Source organism: Variovorax sp. 10N432, from assembly GCF_056394465.1.
This window is the reverse complement of sequence record NZ_JBFTHX010000017.1, coordinates 40,165-54,843: the sequence shown is the minus strand read 5'-3', so window position 1 is coordinate 54,843 and position 14,679 is coordinate 40,165. Positions and strand designations below refer to the sequence as shown.

Genomic DNA, 14,679 nt, shown 5'->3' with positions numbered 1-14,679 from the left:
ATGGATACCCGCCAGATGCGCTGCATCGTCGCGATCGCCGAATGCGGCAGTCTCACCCGCGCCGCCGAGCGGCTGGGGCTGGCGCAGCCGGCCTTGACGCAGACCCTCAATCGGCTCGAGGGCGAGATCGGCGCGAAGCTGTTCGAGCGCAGCCGGCGCGGCGCGGCGCTGACCGAGGCGGGCCTGGCCATCGTCGACGACCTGCGGGCCGCGCTGGCCCACGGCGATGCGGCCGCCGAACGGGCGCGCGCCATGGGCGCCGGCCGGGCCGGGCGGCTGACCATCGGCTTCGTCACCCATGCGGTCTACGAGGTGCTGCCGCGGGCGCTGCGCCGGCTGCACGTGGAGCATCCGCAGCTGGACGTGGTGCTGCGCGAGATGAGCAACGCCGAGCAGGTCGATGCGCTCGAGGGCGGGCGCATCGACCTTGCGCTGCTGCATCCCCCGGTGCCGGTCACGGCCCGGGTGCACGAGCGGCGGCTGGGTGAGGAAGCGATGGTGGTGGCGCTGCCGGCCGACCATGAACTGGCGGCCGACGGCTGCGTGTCGATGGCCGAGATCGCCGCCCACGGCCTGGTGTGGTTCCCGGCCCAGCAGATGCCGCTGCTGCGCACGCTGATGCTCGGTGCCTTCCGCAGCGCGGGCCTCGACCTGCGCGTGCGGCAGGACGCCAACCGCACCCTCACCGTGCTGGCCTGCGTGGCCGCCGGCCTGGGCTGGTCGCTGCTGCCGAGCTCGGTGCGCTCGCTGCAGCACGCCGGCGTGCGCTATGCGCAGGTGCGCGACGGCGCGGCGCTGCCGTCCTTCGAACTGGCGGCGTTGTGGCTGGCGCGTTCGCGGCCGACCTTCGCCGATACCTTCGCCGCCATGCTGGCGGACTGAGGCTCCGAGCTCAATCCATCTGGATCTTGTGCGCCCGCGCCAGCTGGCCCCACTTGGCGATCTCCGCGCGGCGGAAGGCGTCGAGCTCGGCCGGCCCGGCAGCGACCACTTCGGCGCCGGTGGCCTCGAGGCGCTGGCGGATCCCGGGCTCCTTGAGCAGCGCCGAGAACTCCTTGGCCAGTCGATCGACCACCGCCGCCGGGGTGCCGGCGGGCACGAAGACCGCATTCCACTCGTAGACCTCGTAGCCCGGCAGACCCGATTCGGCCACCGTCGGCAACTGCGGCAGCACCGGCGAGCGCGCCTTGCCCGTGACCGCCAGCGGCCGCAGCTTGCCGGACTGGATGTACGGCAGGCTCGACGCCAGGCTGGCGAAGAACACCGGCACCTGGCCGGCCATCACGTCGGTAAGCGCCGGGCCGCCGCCCTTGTAGGCCACGTGGGTCATGCGCACGCCGGCCATGGCGCTGAACTGCTCGGCCGCCAGGTGCTGGGCCGAGCCGTTGCCGGACGAGGCGTAGTTGATCTCGCCCGGCCTGGCCCGGGCCTGCGCGACCAAGTCCTGCACGCTGCGGATCGGTGCCGCCGGATTCACCACCAGCACGTTGGGCACTTTCACCAGCAGCGACACCGGCGCCAGGTCGCGCAGCGTGTCGAAGGGCATCTTGCTGCGCAGCGCCGGGTTCTGGGCATGGCTGGAGGCATCGAGCATCAGCGTGTAGCCATCGGGCGCGCTCTTGGCCACCAGGTCGCCGCCGATCGCGCCGCCGGCGCCGCCGCGGTTGTCGACCACCACCGGCTGGCCGAGCCGGCTCGACAGGGAGGGCGCGATGATGCGCGCCACCGCGTCGACCGTGCCGCCGGGCGGGTAGGTCACGACCAGCCTGATCGGGCGGCTGGGCCAGCCTTGGGCTTGGGCTGGGGACTGCACCGCCAGCGCTGCGAGCAGCAGGACGGCGCCGGCCCCGGCCAGGCAGCGCCGGCGCGAGATGTCATCGGGCATGAAGGTCTCCCTCTTGTTCGAATTTGAAGAGCCGGGCCGGCGTGTCGACCAGGATCCGCTGCCGGGCAGCGGCGTCGGGCACCCAGTCGGCGAGCGCCGCCTGGGCGGCCGTGTAGTCGACCCATTCGCGATGCTCGGTGTGGGGCCAGTCGCTGCCCCACAGCAGGCGCCCGGCGCCGAAGGCGCGCAGCAGCCGCTCGGCGGCCGCGCGGGCCTGCGGCGCCGAGGGCACTGGCCAGTTGCGGTAGGCGGCCGAAAGCTTGACCCAGGTCCGGCCGCCGGCGGCCGCGGCCAGCAGCCAGGCCTGGCCGGCGTCGGCCAGGGCACCGGGGCGGCCGAAATGGTCCACCACCAGCTTGCAGCCGGCATCGAGCACGGGCTGTCCGGCCTTGGCCAGCGCCGGCGAGTCGCGATGCAGCTCGACATGCCAGTCGAGCGCGCGCACGCGCGCGAACAGGCGCTGCCAGGCCGGGCGTGAAAAGTCGGGGATCGGCAGGCCGACCAGGTTCAGCCGGATCCCGCAGATGCCGCCGTCGGCCAGCGCCTGCAGGGCGAGGTCGTCGGCCTCGGGGTCGACCACGGCGACGCCGCGCAGCCGCCGCGGCCGGGCCCGGATCGCATCGAGCAGGAACCGGTTGTCGGTGCCCAGGAAGCTCGGCTGCACCAGCAGCGCATGCGAGACGCCGTGGGCATCGAGCAGGGCGCTGAAGTCGGCCGGCGTGGCGTCGTAGTCCGGCGCGTGGCGGCGCTGGGGCGCCAGCGGCAGCCCGCGCACGAACACGTGGGCGTGGCTGTCGATGGCGGTGACCGCCGCCGGCGCGGCCTCAGGCATAGCGGCGCTCGAGCGCGTCGAACGCGCTCTTGCGCACCAGCGCCTGGCGCTCGGCGAAGGTCGCGACCAGGCCGCTGGATTCGTCGAGCCGGCCGTCCCGCTGCAGCGCCTGCAGCGCCTGCTGCATGCCGTGCACCGCACCCTGCAGCGCGGCATTGGCGTAGAGCACCATGCCGAAGCCCATGGCGCTGAAGTCGCTCGCGGCCAGGGTCGGTGTCTTGCCGCCGATCACCACGTTGACCAGCTGAGGGCAGGCGATCTCGCGCGGGATCCGGCGCAGCGCGTCGAGCGATTCGGGCGCCTCGACGAAGGTCAGATCGGCGCCGGCCTCCGCATAGGCCACGGCACGCGCGATCGCGGCGTCGATGCCCTCCACGGTGGCGGCATCGGTGCGCGCGATCACCAGGAAGTCGGGATGCAGGCGGGCATCGACCGCGGCCCGGACCTTGCCGGCCATCTCCTGCGTCGGCACCAGGGCCTTGCCCTCGAAGTGGCCGCATTTCTTGGGGCTGGCCTGGTCCTCGAGCTGGATCGCGTTGGCGCCGGCGCGCTCGAGCGTGCGCACGCTGTGGCGCACGTTGAGCGCGTTGCCGAAGCCGGTGTCGGCGTCGACGATGATCGGCAGCGCCACCGCGTCGCGGATCGCCGCCGTGTGCTGCGCGATGTCGGCCAGGCCGACGAAGCCGAGGTCGGGCAGGCCGTAGAAGGTGTTGGTCAGGCCGGCGCCGCTCAGGTAGACGGCTTCGAACCCGAGCTGCTCGATCACGCGCGCCGCCAGCGCGTTGGCGGCGCCCGGCACCATCAGCCCGCGCCGGGCCTCGACCTTGCGGCGCAGCGCCGTGCCGGGATGCAGCGCGTCCACCTCATTCGTCCTTCATGCCGGTGGCCTTGACCACCGCGCCGAGGCGCGCGCGCTCTTCGTCGACGAAGCGGACGAAGGAGGCCCGGGTGCCGCCGATCGGCTCGATGCCCAGGCCCTTGAGGCGCTCGGCGATGGCCGGCGTCTTCATGGCCGAATCGACTGCCGCGCTCATCTTGTCGAGGATCGCCGGCGGCGTGCCCTTGGGCGCGTGGATGCCGGCCCAGTGCGCGATGCGCAGGTCGCCATAGCCCTGCTCGGTCGCGGTGGAGAGTTCGGGGTAGGCCGAGATCCGGCTGGTCCAGGTGTCGGCCAGGGCCTTGAGCTTGCCGCTCTTGAGATAGGGCAGGGCGACGATGCTGGCCTCGGAGGTGGCTTCGACCTGCTTGCCGAGCACCGCCGTGATCGATTCGGAGCCGCTCTTGTAGGGCACGATGTCGAGCTTGGCGCCGTACTTCGTCTGCAGCACGCCCGAGACGAAGTGCGGCGTGCTGCCGGTGCCGGCGGTGGCCCAGTGGAAGCCTTCGCCGGTCTTCGAGGCGGCGATGAATTCCTTCAGGTTCTTGTATGGCGCATCGGCCGGAACCAGGACCACCGAGGGCGCCAGGCCGATCATCGCAACCGGCTCCAGGTCGGCGTCCTTGTAGGGCATCGACTTCTTGATCATGCTGTTGGAGATCACGCCGGCGGCGCTGATCAGGAAGGTGTAGCCGTCGGGCGCCGACTTGGCGACCACGTCGGCACCCAGCGTGGTGCCGCCGCCGGGCTTGTTCTCGATCACGATCGGCTGGCCCAGCGCCTTGGAGGCGCCCTCGGCGGCGGCGCGCGCCATCAGGTCGTTGGCGCCGCCGGCCGAGAACGGCACGATCAGCCGGATCGGCTTGGTCGGCCAGGCGGCCGGCGCCGCCTGCGCCCAGGCGGCGCTGCCGGCCGAGGCGGCGGCGAGGGCCGTGGCGACGAAGGTGACGGCAAAGGTGCCGCGAAGGGAATGGGTCATGGTGTCTCCGGTTGTTCGGCCGCGCATGGCCGCGCGGCCCGGCCAAGTATCGGCAGGTCGCCAGCCCATGGGAATGCCTTGGCGGGTTGCTTTTTCATAAGCGGCGCTTATGCAACACTCGCTGCTCGGCTTCGCCATCTTCCCGTTCGTCATGACCTCGCAGCTTCTGTCCGCCACGACTTCCTCCCGCACCAATGGGCGCGCCATCGTCACCATGGTCGCTGCGATGGCCTGCTTCGTGATCAATGACGCGCTGGTCAAGCATGTGAGCCAGTCCATGGCGTCGGTGCAGCTGATCTTCCTGCGCGGGCTGATGGCCTCGGCGCTGGTGCTGCTGGTGGCGCACCGCCTGGGCGCTCTGCGGCAGGCGAGCGCCTTGCTGCACCCGCGGGTCGCGCTGCGCGCCGCGGTCGACGCCTGCGCCACCCTGTTGTACCTGCTGTCGCTGTTCCGCTTGCCGATCGGCAACGCGACCGCCATCAACCTGGCCGCGCCGCTGTTCATGACCGTGTTCGCGGTGCTCTTCATGGGCGAGCGCGCCGGCCGGGCGCGCTGGTCCGCCGTCGTGCTGGGCTTCGCGGGCGTGCTGTGCATCGTGCAGCCCAGCGGCGACGGCTTCAACGCCTGGTCCCTGCTGTGCCTGCTGGGCACGCTGTTCCACGCCACGCGCGACCTGTTGACGCGGCGCATCGACCCTGTCATTCCGTCGATCATCATCACCCTGGCCACGGCATTGGCCGTCACCTTGCTCGCGGGCTGCCTGACGCTGTTCAGCGGCTGGCCGCCGTTCGCGCCGGGCGACCTGGCCCTCTTGGGGGTCGCGGCCGCCTTCCTGGCCACCGGCTATTTCCTGCTGGTGCAATGCATGCGCGCCGGTGAGGTCTCGCTGACGGCACCGTTTCGCTATTCGGCCGTGCTGTTCGCCATGCTGCTGGGCTACGCCGTGTGGGACGAGGTCCCCAGCGGATGGGCCTGGCTGGGCATCGCGCTGCTCGTCGGCTCGGGCCTCTACATGCTGCACAGCGAGCGTGGCCGCCTGCGGGCGGCCGCGCTGGACGCTCAGCCTGAGTGACGACTAAGCGCTACGCCTTGGGCGGTGCCGGCGTCTCGGTGTGCATGGCGCACAGCCACTTGTCGCCGTCGCRCACCCAGGTCGACGAGTCGAGCATCTCCACGGTCGAGGTCTCCGATTGGCCCCTGGGCGCAGTCGTCTGCCGGACCCGGTAGACCAGGATGGCGGTGGTGTCGTTGGGACAGACCACCTCGACATCGCTGAGTTCGAAACCCTTCACCACCATCGATCCCTGCTCCGCCATCTTCCGATAGCCTGCGTGGTCGAATTGCATCGCGCCATGCGAACTCACCATCAGGGCAGGTTCGCACAGCAGCGACAGCGCGCTGTCGGTGTCCTGGTCCACCATGGATTGCCAGAACCGGGTCTCCAGATCGATCAGTGTCTTGCGCATGGCGGCACGCTCCTTCTTGAGGCTTGGGAAGCGAGTTCCATTCTCGAAGCGGTCCGGCGGTCGGGCGTCGGAAAGGTCGTGTTGTGGCGGTCAGTCGATTCCGACACGCCGGTCGAAGTCCGTGCCACGGCTCACCGATTCCCAGTCATCGATCTCCTTCAGCAGCGCCTGCGAATGCGCGCGGACCGCATCGACCGCATCGCCGCCGAGCTGCAGGCGCAGCGGCGTGCGTTCTGCGTTGAGCGCGCGTTCGATCGCTGCCGCCGCCTTGCGCGGATCACCAGCTTGCGTCTCGTGCATCGCGTGGGCGAATTCACGCGTGCCACCGACCACCGCCTGGTAGTCCTCGATGACCGGCATGTGCCGCATGCCGCTGCCGGCCAGTTGCGTGCGGAACTGTCCCGGCTCCACGATCAGCACCTTGATGCCGAAGGGCGCGACCTCCTGCGCCAGCGCCTCGGACACGCCTTCGATCGCGAACTTGGATGCCGAGTACGCACTGAAGCCGGCGAACGAGAGCTGCCCGCCGAGGCTGGAGATGTTGACGATCGCGCCCGCGCCTTGCGCTCGCAGAAAGGGCAGCGCGGCGCGCGTCACGGCCATGGCGCCGAAGAAGTTGGTGTCCATCAGCGCGCGCAGCTCGGCGTCCGATGTTTCCTCGAATGCGCCGACCACGCCGTAGCCCGCGTTGTTGATGAGCACGTCGATGCGGCCGAAGCGGGCGATCGCCGCCTTGACCGCCTCTTCGGCGGCGCCATGCGCAGCGACGTCGAGCGTGGCAGCGAGGACGCGGTCCGGTGCGCGCGCGACCAGATCGGCGAGCCGGGCCGTGTCGCGTGCCGTCGCGACCACGTTGTGGCCCTGGGCGAGGGCATGTTCGGCGAACGCGCGTCCGAAACCCGACGATGCACCGGTGATGAACCAGGTGCTGGCTTGGGCGGAAGAGGTCATGGCGAATTCCTTTCTTGGTGGCGGACCCATGCAGGGCATGAACGCGAGTGTTCCGCAATCTGAATTCATCGACTAGACCGATCAAATAGAAAGCACTGTGCGATACGATGCATGAATGGACCGGCAGCTCCTTCCGCATCTCGCCATCGTTCTCGCGGTGCACCGCCGACGCGGGTTCGCAGCGGCCGCGGGCGAGCTCGGCATGAGCGCATCGGCGGTCAGTCATGCGGTGAGGGCGGTCGAAGAGCAACTCGGCCAGCCGCTGTTCGCTCGCACCACGCGCAGCGTGCGGCTCACCGAGGCGGGCGAAGCCTTCCTCCACACACTCGCGCCGGCCATGGCCGAGATCGCGGATGCGGTGGACGGCTTCGGCGCCAGCTTCGGCCGGGTCGGCGGCGTGTTGCGCATCAACGCGCCGCACGTGGCGCTGCCGATGGCCGTCACGCCGCTGGTGGCCGAGATGTCGCGGCGGCATCCGGACGTGGAAGTCGAAGTGACCTCGGAAGACGGGCTGGCAGACATCGTGGCTGGCGGCTACGACGCTGGCGTGCGGCTCGGTCATACGGTCGCGCAGGACATGGTGGCCGTGCGGCTCACGCCACCCTTCAAGGCAATCTTGGTGGCGTCGCCGGCCTACCTGGCGTCAGCGGGCATGCCGCGCAACGTCGGCGCGCTCGCAAGGCACAACTGCATCGGGTTCCGTTTCGTGACATCGGGCGGCACCTATGCGTGGGACTTGCTCGACCGCAAGGCCCATGTGTGCGTCGAAGTGAAGGGCACGGTGCGCGTCACCAACGCGCTGTACGCCAGGGACCTTGCGCTGGCCGGCATCGGCATCGCCTACATCTTCGAGCCGCTGGTGCGCGCCGCGCTTGCCGATGGGCGGCTGCGGCAGGTCCTGCCTCAATCGGCGTTCGAGGAGCCGGGGCTGTTTCTCTACTTTCCCAGGCGGGCCGCGCAGGCGCCGAAGCTGCGCGCCTTCGTCGATCTCTCCAAGGAGATGCTGGGGCTCGCCACGGCCGGTGCCCGCCCTGGCTCCAGAGAGTGACCGAATCCTTGCAGAATGCATGCACTGCCAGACCGTGGGCCTCCCCGGTGCGCCGCTCTCGCCAACCTGTCGTCAACCTGTAAGGAGCTTGTCATGCCGAGTGCAGAACTTTCGTCCTGGAACAACGGCCCGGCCAAGACGGCCATCCTCGACTTCGTGGCGAGGGTGACCTCGGAAGGCGGCCCGGACCATGTCCCGCCCGCCGATCGAATCGCGACCTTCGACAACGACGGCACCCTGTGGTGCGAGCAGCCGCTCCAGGTCCAGTTTTCTTTCGCCCAGCATCGACTGAACGACATGGTCGCGCGCGACCCGAGCCTCGCAGAGCGGCAGCCGTTCAAGGCCTATGTCGAGAAGGACATGGCCGCGATCAAGGCGGCCGGGATGCGCGGCCTCTTTGAGGTGGGGGCGGCCGTGCACGCGGGCATGACCGAGGAAGCCTTCGACCGGATGGCGCGGGACTGGCTCGCGGAAGCGAAGCATGCCGGCCTGGGCCGCTTGTTCACCGATCTCGTCTACGTCCCGCAGCTGGAACTCGTTGCGTACCTCCAGAAGCATGGCTTCCGGATCTTCATCGTGTCGGGCGGCGGCATCGACCTGATGCGCGCATTCGCGGAAGAGGTCTACAAGATTCCGCGGCACCATGTCATCGGTTCCAGCGTCAAGACGCGATTCGAGATCCAGGACGGCATCGGGCAGCTCGTCAAGCTGCCGGAGCTGAACTCGTTCGACGACCGCGAGGTCAAGCCCTGCAACATCGGACTTCACATCGGACGCCGGCCGATCCTGGCGTTCGGAAATTCGGACGGCGACCTGGCGATGCTTCGCTACACGAAGACCGGGCCCGGGCCGCGGCTCGCGTTGCTGCTGCATCACGACGACGGCACCCGCGAATTCGCGTACGACCGCGAGTTCCGTTTGAGTCCACTGGCCGAGGCGCTCGACAACGCGCCGCAGTACGGCATCGACATCGTGAGCATGAAGCGAGACTGGGCCGAGGTCTTCGCTCCCTGACGACCGTGGTGGCGCTACGAGGCAAAGCCCGGCGTGCCCGGCTCGGCCGGCAGGCGCAGCACATTCGTCAGGTAGCTGACCGTGCGATAGAAGCCGGCCAGCATCAGCAGTTCGAGAATCGCTTCATCGCTGAATGCCGACTGCAGCGACCGCCACAGCGCGTCGTCGACATCGCACTCGGCATGAAGCATGTCGCACAGCACGAGCAGCAGCCGATCCTCGTCCGCCCAGCAGGCATCTTGCGCCTGCCCGGCGGCCAGCGAAGCGACCTGGGCTTCATCGAACCCGGCGTGCGACGCGAACAGCGCGATGTGAACGCCCCACTCGTATTCCGACTTGCACAGCGCGGTCGTCCGGGCAATGACGAGTTCGCGCTGTCGCAAGCTGAGATGTCCGCGGTCGAGCAGTCCGCCGGCGAAGAATTTCTGGAACAGGCGAGGGTCCCTGGCGAGCGTGGTGAAGAGCCGCAGGGGCGGCTTGCCACGCATGAGGCCGTCGAGCGAAGCCTGGATGCCGGCCGCAAATGGCGGTTCCGCGGAAGAACACCAGGCTGGCGGAACTGCGTTCGCTGGGCCTGGTGGCCCATGACGAGGGCGGCTACGGCCTGACCGACGAGGGACGCAAGTTGAGCGCGGCGCTTGCGCCTCTGAGCGATTGGGCGCGTCAGTGGAAGCCGGCGGCGGGTTGAACCGCAAGCGCTGGACTTCCGTCGGCGCCGAGCCGCCGCCCCAAGAGCGGCACTGCACCAAAGTGCAGCTTTACTTGGACACTGGTCGTGTCTATTCTGGGTCCCGACGTCGCCGCGATCCGTCGCCCCTTTCACAGACCAGGAGAAGCAGACATGGTTCGAACACTACTGGCGACCAGCGTGCTGGCGCTGTCGCTCGGGGCAGCGGGCCTGCATGCCCAGCCCGCGCCCGCGCCCGCGCCCGCACCGGCTGCCGCTCCGGCACCCGCCGCAGCAGCCCAGCCGGCGGCCAATCCGGTCGATCCCGAGGCGATCCAGGCGCTCAAGGACATGGGCGCGCACCTGCAGTCGCTGAAGCGCTTCGAGGTCGAGATCGATCTGACCGCCGAGCGGGTGCTGGCCGACGGCCAGAAGCTGCAGCACTCGGCGACCGCCGAACTCCAGGTCGTGCGGCCGAACAAGATGCGCGTGCGGATGTCGAGTCCGCGCTCGGTGCGCGAGCTCTTCTACGACGGCAAGACCGTGACCCTGTTCACGCCGGCTCTCAAGACCTATTCGCAGGCCGAGTTCAGCGACAACCTGGGCGTGCTGGTCGAAAAGCTCAAGCAGCGCTTCGGCATCGAGGTGCCTGCCGCCGACCTGTTCGTCTGGGGAACGCCGGAGGCGCCGTTCGACGCGATCCAGTCGGCGATGTTCGCCGGGCAGGACTTCGTGGACGAGGTGCTCTGCAACCACTACGCCTTCCGCCAGGGCGAGATCGATTGGCAGATCTGGCTCAGCGCGGGCGCCAACCCGCTGCCGCTCAGGCTCGTCATCACCAACCGCTCGGATGAAGCCAGGCCGCAATCCGTGACCGTGTTCGACTGGAAGAAGAATCCGGGCTTCAAGGATTCGACCTTCAGGTTCGTGCCGCCCAAGGGGGCGAGCGAGGCCAAGTTCGTTCCCCTGAAGACTTCCTGAAGGAGCCGTGCCATGAAGCAAGCAGCAAGCAAGACCTGTTCGGCCCTTCTGAGCGCGTTGGTGGTCGCCGGCCTGGCCTGGGCGCCAGCGGCCGGCGCCATCGGAGGCGGGGGAGGCGGGCGCGGCGGCGGCGGAGGTGGCATGCACGCGGGCGGTGGCGGTGGCGGTGGCATGCAGGCGCGCGGTGGTGGCGGCGGCGGTGGCGGTGCCAATCGGGCGCAGGTCAACAACAACCGCAGCGCGGACGTCCGCACCAACAATGTCCGCAACACCAGCGTCAACAACGTCAACGTCAACAACGTCAACCGCAACACCAACGTCGTCGTCGCGGGCGGTGGCGGCGGATGCCGCAACTGCGGCTGGGACAACGACTATCACCCGGTCGCCACCGCGGCCGCGGTCACCGCCACTGTCGCGGTGACCTCGGCGGTGGTCGGCTCGATGGTGCGCTCGGTGCCTGCCGGCTGCGTGCCGGTCAACTACGGCGGCATGGTCTACCAGCAATGCGGCACGGTCTGGTACCAGCCGCAGGGCGGGCAGTACGTGGTCATCAACCCGCCTTATTGAGCGCCGTCTCCCGACTACTCCGGGCGCCAATGAGCAATCCGACTTCGTCGACCCCGTCCCTTCTGTCGCGCCTGCTGCCGGTGCTGAACTGGGCGCCGCACTATCGCCGCGACTGGCTCGGCGCCGACCTGCTGGCCGGCGTCACGGTCGCGGCCTTCTGCATCCCCGAGAGCATGGCCTATGCCGGTCTCGCCGGACTGCCGCCGCAGGCCGGCCTCTATGGCAGCCTGCTCGCCGTCTTCGCCTATGCGATCTTCGGCACCTCGCGGCAGGCGGCCATCGGACCGACCTCGGCGCTGTCGATCCTGGTTGCGACCGGCCTGGCGGGGCTGTCCCTCAAGGACCCGGCGCGCTATGCCGAGATGGCGGCGCTGCTCGCGCTCATGGTCGGCGCCATCGCGGTCGTGGCAAGGGTGTTCCGGCTCGGCTTCCTGGTCAATTTCATTTCCGAGTCGGTGCTGACCGGGTTTTCGGCCGGCGCCGCGATCTACATCGCCACCACGCAGCTCGGCAAGCTGTTCGGCATCGAGGGCGCGCACGGCGAGTTCGTCGACCGCATCGCCTATCTCTTCCAGCACCGGGGCGACACCAACCCGTGGTCGCTTGGCCTGGGCGTGGCCGTGATCGCGGTGCTGCTGGTCACCGAGAAGCTCGCACCGCGCATTCCATGGGCGCTGGTGGTGGTGGCGGCGTCGATCCTGCTCATGATGTTTACCGGGCTCGGCGGCCACGGCATCAGGATCACCGGCGAGATACCGAGCGGACTGCCGCCGTTCCGGCTGCCCTCGTTCACGCTGGCCGACGCGCAGGCGCTGCTGCCCACGGCCTTCGCGGTGTTCCTGCTGTCATACGTCGAAGGCATGGGTGTGGTGCGCACCTTCGCGGCCAAGCACAAGTACCCGGCCGACGCCAACCAGGAACTGCTGGCGGTCGGTGCGGCCAACGTGGTCTGCGGCCTGGGTTCGTCGCTGCCGGTGGGCTGCAGCATGTCTCGTTCTGCGGTCAACGACCAGGCGGGCGCGAAGACGCCGCTGGCGGGCGCCATCTCGGGCCTGCTGCTGGCCGTGATCGTGCTGTTCTTCACCGGCGCCTTCACGCAGCTTCCCGAGCCGGTGCTGGCCGCGGTGGTGATGATCGCGGTCAAGGGGCTGGTCGACATTCCGGCGCTGCGGCGCCTGCTGCGGGTGAGTCCGCGCGAGTTCTGGATCGCCCTGGCCGCGATGGCCGGGGTACTGCTGTTCGGCATGCTCGAAGGCGTGATGATCGGCACCGTGCTGTCGCTGCTGCTGCTGGTCTGGCGGGCCAGCAATCCGAGCACCGTGCTGCTCGGCCGCATTCCGGGCACCGAGCTCTACAGCGACCTGGCGCGCCATCCCGACAACGAGATCGAACCCGGCTCGCTGGTGTTTCGCGTCAATGCGGGTCTCTTCTATGCCAACGCGCCCAACGTCAAGGCCGACCTGATGGAGGCGATCGGGCAACAGGGCAAGGCGGTGCGGCTGGTGGTGATCGATCTCTCGTCGTCGCCCTACGTGGACGTGGCCGCCGCCGACATGCTGGCCGAATGCCACGAGGAACTGGCGGGCCAGGGCATCACGCTCCGGGTGTCGAACATGAACGGCGAGGTGCGCGACATGATGCGTCGCGACGGACTCGACAAGGTGTTCGGCGACCTGGGCCCGGCACAGAGCGTGGAGTCGATCGTCGGGCAGTGGAAGAAGGCCGGGGCCCGCGCAAGCCAGTGATGCCGGCATGAGACGCGTCCCGGTCCTGGTAATCGCCGCCCTGTGGGCCCTGCTCCTGCTCGCCGCCCCGGCGATCGCCCTGGCGCAGCCCGCAGCCGCCCCGGCCGCCAAGGCGGCGCCCAGGGATGCAGCCGATGTGGTGGTGCTCAGCCGGCGCGTCGTCACCCTGCGCGGCGACTTCCTGGGCGTGTCGGCGTCGGAACGCGCCCGCCGGGCCGAGCGGACCATCGACGACCTGCTGGCCAAGGGGGGCCCGGACCTCGTGACGGTGCAGCAGGTGCCTCAGGGCGCCGTGCTCATGATCGATGGCGGCTTCGCCCTGATCCTCACGCCGGAGGACCTCGACCGCGGCACCGGCGAGTCCTTCGAATCGTTCACGCACTCGGCGCAGCAAGCCCTGACGCGCGCCATTGCAGAAACCCGCGAGGCCCGCGACCGCAGGCAGTTGCTGCGCGCGCTCGCCGAGACGGCGATGGCGACGCTGGTCTTCGCGCTGGGGCTCTGGGCCATATGGCGCCTGCGCAACGCGATGGCCTCGCGTGCGGCCGATCTGCTGGAATCGAAGACCGCCGGTCTGCAGCTGGACGGGACGCCGATCCTGCATTCGTCGCGGCTGGCCGCCATGGCGCAATACCTGGTGCGCGCACTCATCTGGCTGGTGCTGGCCGTGATGGCCTACGAATGGCTGGTGTTTGCCCTGAAGCGCTTCGCCTACACCCGGCCCTGGGGCGAACAGCTGGGCGCGTTCCTGATCGGCATCGCGCGCGACATCGGCCGCAACGTGCTGGGCGCCTTGCCGGACCTGGCCGTCGCGGTCGTCATCTTCCTGCTGGCGCGCGGCGCGGTGGCCGCCTTCAGGCCGCTGTTCGACCGGGTCGAGCGCGGCCGCGCCACCCTGGGCTGGATCGATCGCGACCTGGCCGGGCCGACCCGGCGGATCTTCGCCGTGCTGGTCTGGCTGTTCGCCATCGCCATGGCCTATCCGTACCTGCCGGGCGCCCAGAGCGACGCCTTCAGGGGCATCTCGGTGCTGCTCGGCCTGATGGTGACCCTGGGCGGCTCCAGCCTGGTCGGCCAGGCCGCCAGCGGCCTGATCCTGATGTACTCGCGCACCATCCGCGTCGGCGAATACGTGCGCATCAACGAGCAGGAGGGCACGGTGACGGAGGTGGGCACCTTCACGACCAAGATCCGCACCGGGCTGGGCGAGGAGGTCAGCATGCCGAACTCGGTGATCATGGCCTCGACCACCAAGAATTACTCGCGCACGGTCGAGGGGCGCGGCTATGTGCTGGACACGGTCGTGACGATCGGCTACGACACGCCCTGGCGCCAGGTCGAGGCGATGCTGGTCGAAGCGGCCAGGCGCACCGGCGGCGTGCTGGCGTCGCCGCCGCCGCAGATCTTCAAGACCGCGCTGTCCGACTTCTACGTGGAGTACCGGCTGGTCTGCCAGGCCGTGCCCGAACGGCCGCGGCCGCGCGCCGAGGCGCTGAACGCCTTGCACGCCCATGTGCTCGATGTCTTCAACGAATCCGGCGTGCAGATCATGTCGCCGCACTATGTGCAAGACCCGGCGGCCGACAAGGTGGTGCCGCGCGCCAATTGGTACGCGCCGCCGGCGCGCGAACCCGAAGGCGGCCCGCCGTAGCGCCGGCGTTCGCTGC

16 protein-coding genes are annotated in these 14,679 nt (G+C 69.6%); 9 read left to right on the top strand and 7 right to left on the bottom strand.

All coding sequences use genetic code 11. The features are described 5' to 3' along the window. On the top strand, positions 1-882 hold the full coding sequence (locus AC1DF3_RS20215; protein ID WP_286535976.1) for a LysR family transcriptional regulator: 882 nt from the start codon (positions 1-3) through the stop codon (positions 880-882). A gap of 10 nt (positions 883-892) precedes the next feature. On the opposite strand, the gene AC1DF3_RS20210 is transcribed toward AC1DF3_RS20215, so the two are convergent. The 4 genes from AC1DF3_RS20210 to AC1DF3_RS20195 form a co-directional block, all read right to left on the bottom strand. Beyond that, on the bottom strand, positions 893-1,885 hold the full coding sequence (locus AC1DF3_RS20210) for a tripartite tricarboxylate transporter substrate binding protein (protein WP_478140641.1): 993 nt from the start codon (positions 1,883-1,885) through the stop codon (positions 893-895). After that, complete coding sequence (locus tag AC1DF3_RS20205; RefSeq protein ID WP_478140640.1) at positions 1,875-2,717, bottom strand: amidohydrolase family protein; 843 nt, start codon at positions 2,715-2,717, stop codon at positions 1,875-1,877. The genes AC1DF3_RS20210 and AC1DF3_RS20205 overlap by 11 nt, the downstream gene beginning before the upstream one ends. Further along, entirely contained in the window at positions 2,710-3,519 is an 810-nt protein-coding gene (locus AC1DF3_RS20200) for an isocitrate lyase/PEP mutase family protein (protein ID WP_366919326.1), read from the bottom strand. The genes AC1DF3_RS20205 and AC1DF3_RS20200 overlap by 8 nt, the downstream gene beginning before the upstream one ends. Before the next feature lie 61 nt (positions 3,520-3,580). Further along, on the bottom strand, positions 3,581-4,573 hold the full coding sequence (locus AC1DF3_RS20195) for a tripartite tricarboxylate transporter substrate binding protein (protein ID WP_286535972.1): 993 nt from the start codon (positions 4,571-4,573) through the stop codon (positions 3,581-3,583). A gap of 109 nt (positions 4,574-4,682) precedes the next feature. Between AC1DF3_RS20195 and AC1DF3_RS20190 the strand changes: the two genes are divergently transcribed. Further along, complete coding sequence (locus AC1DF3_RS20190) at positions 4,683-5,645, top strand: DMT family transporter (RefSeq protein ID WP_478140639.1); 963 nt, start codon at positions 4,683-4,685, stop codon at positions 5,643-5,645. A 10-nt stretch (positions 5,646-5,655) separates the two neighbouring features. Here AC1DF3_RS20190 and AC1DF3_RS20185 read toward each other — a convergent pair whose 3' ends face one another. Further along, positions 5,656-6,039 carry a nuclear transport factor 2 family protein gene (locus AC1DF3_RS20185; RefSeq protein ID WP_478140638.1) on the bottom strand — a complete coding sequence of 128 codons (384 nt, stop codon included), beginning with the start codon at positions 6,037-6,039 and terminating at the stop codon, positions 5,656-5,658. 90 nt (positions 6,040-6,129) lie between these two features. Beyond that, positions 6,130-6,990: an oxidoreductase gene (locus AC1DF3_RS20180; protein ID WP_478140637.1), complete on the bottom strand. Its 861-nt coding sequence runs from the start codon at positions 6,988-6,990 to the stop codon at positions 6,130-6,132. Between the two features lie 115 nt (positions 6,991-7,105). On the opposite strand from AC1DF3_RS20180, the gene AC1DF3_RS20175 reads away from it, so the two are divergent. Together AC1DF3_RS20175 and AC1DF3_RS20170 are read left to right on the top strand one after the other, a co-directional pair. Next, positions 7,106-8,038 (top strand): LysR family transcriptional regulator, encoded by a 933-nt coding sequence (locus tag AC1DF3_RS20175; protein ID WP_478140636.1) that lies wholly within the window; start codon positions 7,106-7,108, stop codon positions 8,036-8,038. A 93-nt stretch (positions 8,039-8,131) separates the two neighbouring features. After that, positions 8,132-9,052, top strand: coding sequence for an HAD family hydrolase (locus AC1DF3_RS20170; protein WP_286535967.1), 921 nt, complete (start codon positions 8,132-8,134; stop codon positions 9,050-9,052). A 14-nt stretch (positions 9,053-9,066) separates the two neighbouring features. On the opposite strand, the gene AC1DF3_RS20165 is transcribed toward AC1DF3_RS20170, so the two are convergent. Next, positions 9,067-9,540 carry a carboxymuconolactone decarboxylase family protein gene (locus AC1DF3_RS20165; RefSeq protein ID WP_478140635.1) on the bottom strand — a complete coding sequence of 158 codons (474 nt, stop codon included), beginning with the start codon at positions 9,538-9,540 and terminating at the stop codon, positions 9,067-9,069. 35 nt (positions 9,541-9,575) lie between these two features. Here AC1DF3_RS20165 and AC1DF3_RS20160 point away from each other — a divergent pair, with 35 nt between their 5' ends. The 5 genes from AC1DF3_RS20160 to AC1DF3_RS20140 all read left to right on the top strand — a co-directional run bounded on the left by AC1DF3_RS20160 (position 9,576) and on the right by AC1DF3_RS20140 (position 14,663). Continuing rightward, entirely contained in the window at positions 9,576-9,740 is a 165-nt protein-coding gene (locus tag AC1DF3_RS20160) for a hypothetical protein (protein WP_478140634.1), read from the top strand. 153 nt (positions 9,741-9,893) lie between these two features. After that, positions 9,894-10,700 carry a DUF2092 domain-containing protein gene (locus AC1DF3_RS20155; RefSeq protein WP_478140633.1) on the top strand — a complete coding sequence of 269 codons (807 nt, stop codon included), beginning with the start codon at positions 9,894-9,896 and terminating at the stop codon, positions 10,698-10,700. 12 nt (positions 10,701-10,712) lie between these two features. Continuing rightward, the gene (locus AC1DF3_RS20150; protein WP_478140632.1) at positions 10,713-11,267 is read left to right on the top strand and encodes a hypothetical protein; all 555 of its coding nucleotides are present in this window, start codon (positions 10,713-10,715) and stop codon (positions 11,265-11,267) included. Between the two features lie 29 nt (positions 11,268-11,296). After that, positions 11,297-13,012: a SulP family inorganic anion transporter gene (locus AC1DF3_RS20145; protein WP_286535961.1), complete on the top strand. Its 1,716-nt coding sequence runs from the start codon at positions 11,297-11,299 to the stop codon at positions 13,010-13,012. A 7-nt stretch (positions 13,013-13,019) separates the two neighbouring features. Beyond that, positions 13,020-14,663 carry a mechanosensitive ion channel family protein gene (locus tag AC1DF3_RS20140; protein ID WP_478140631.1) on the top strand — a complete coding sequence of 548 codons (1,644 nt, stop codon included), beginning with the start codon at positions 13,020-13,022 and terminating at the stop codon, positions 14,661-14,663. Positions 14,664-14,679: the final 16 nt, after the last annotated feature.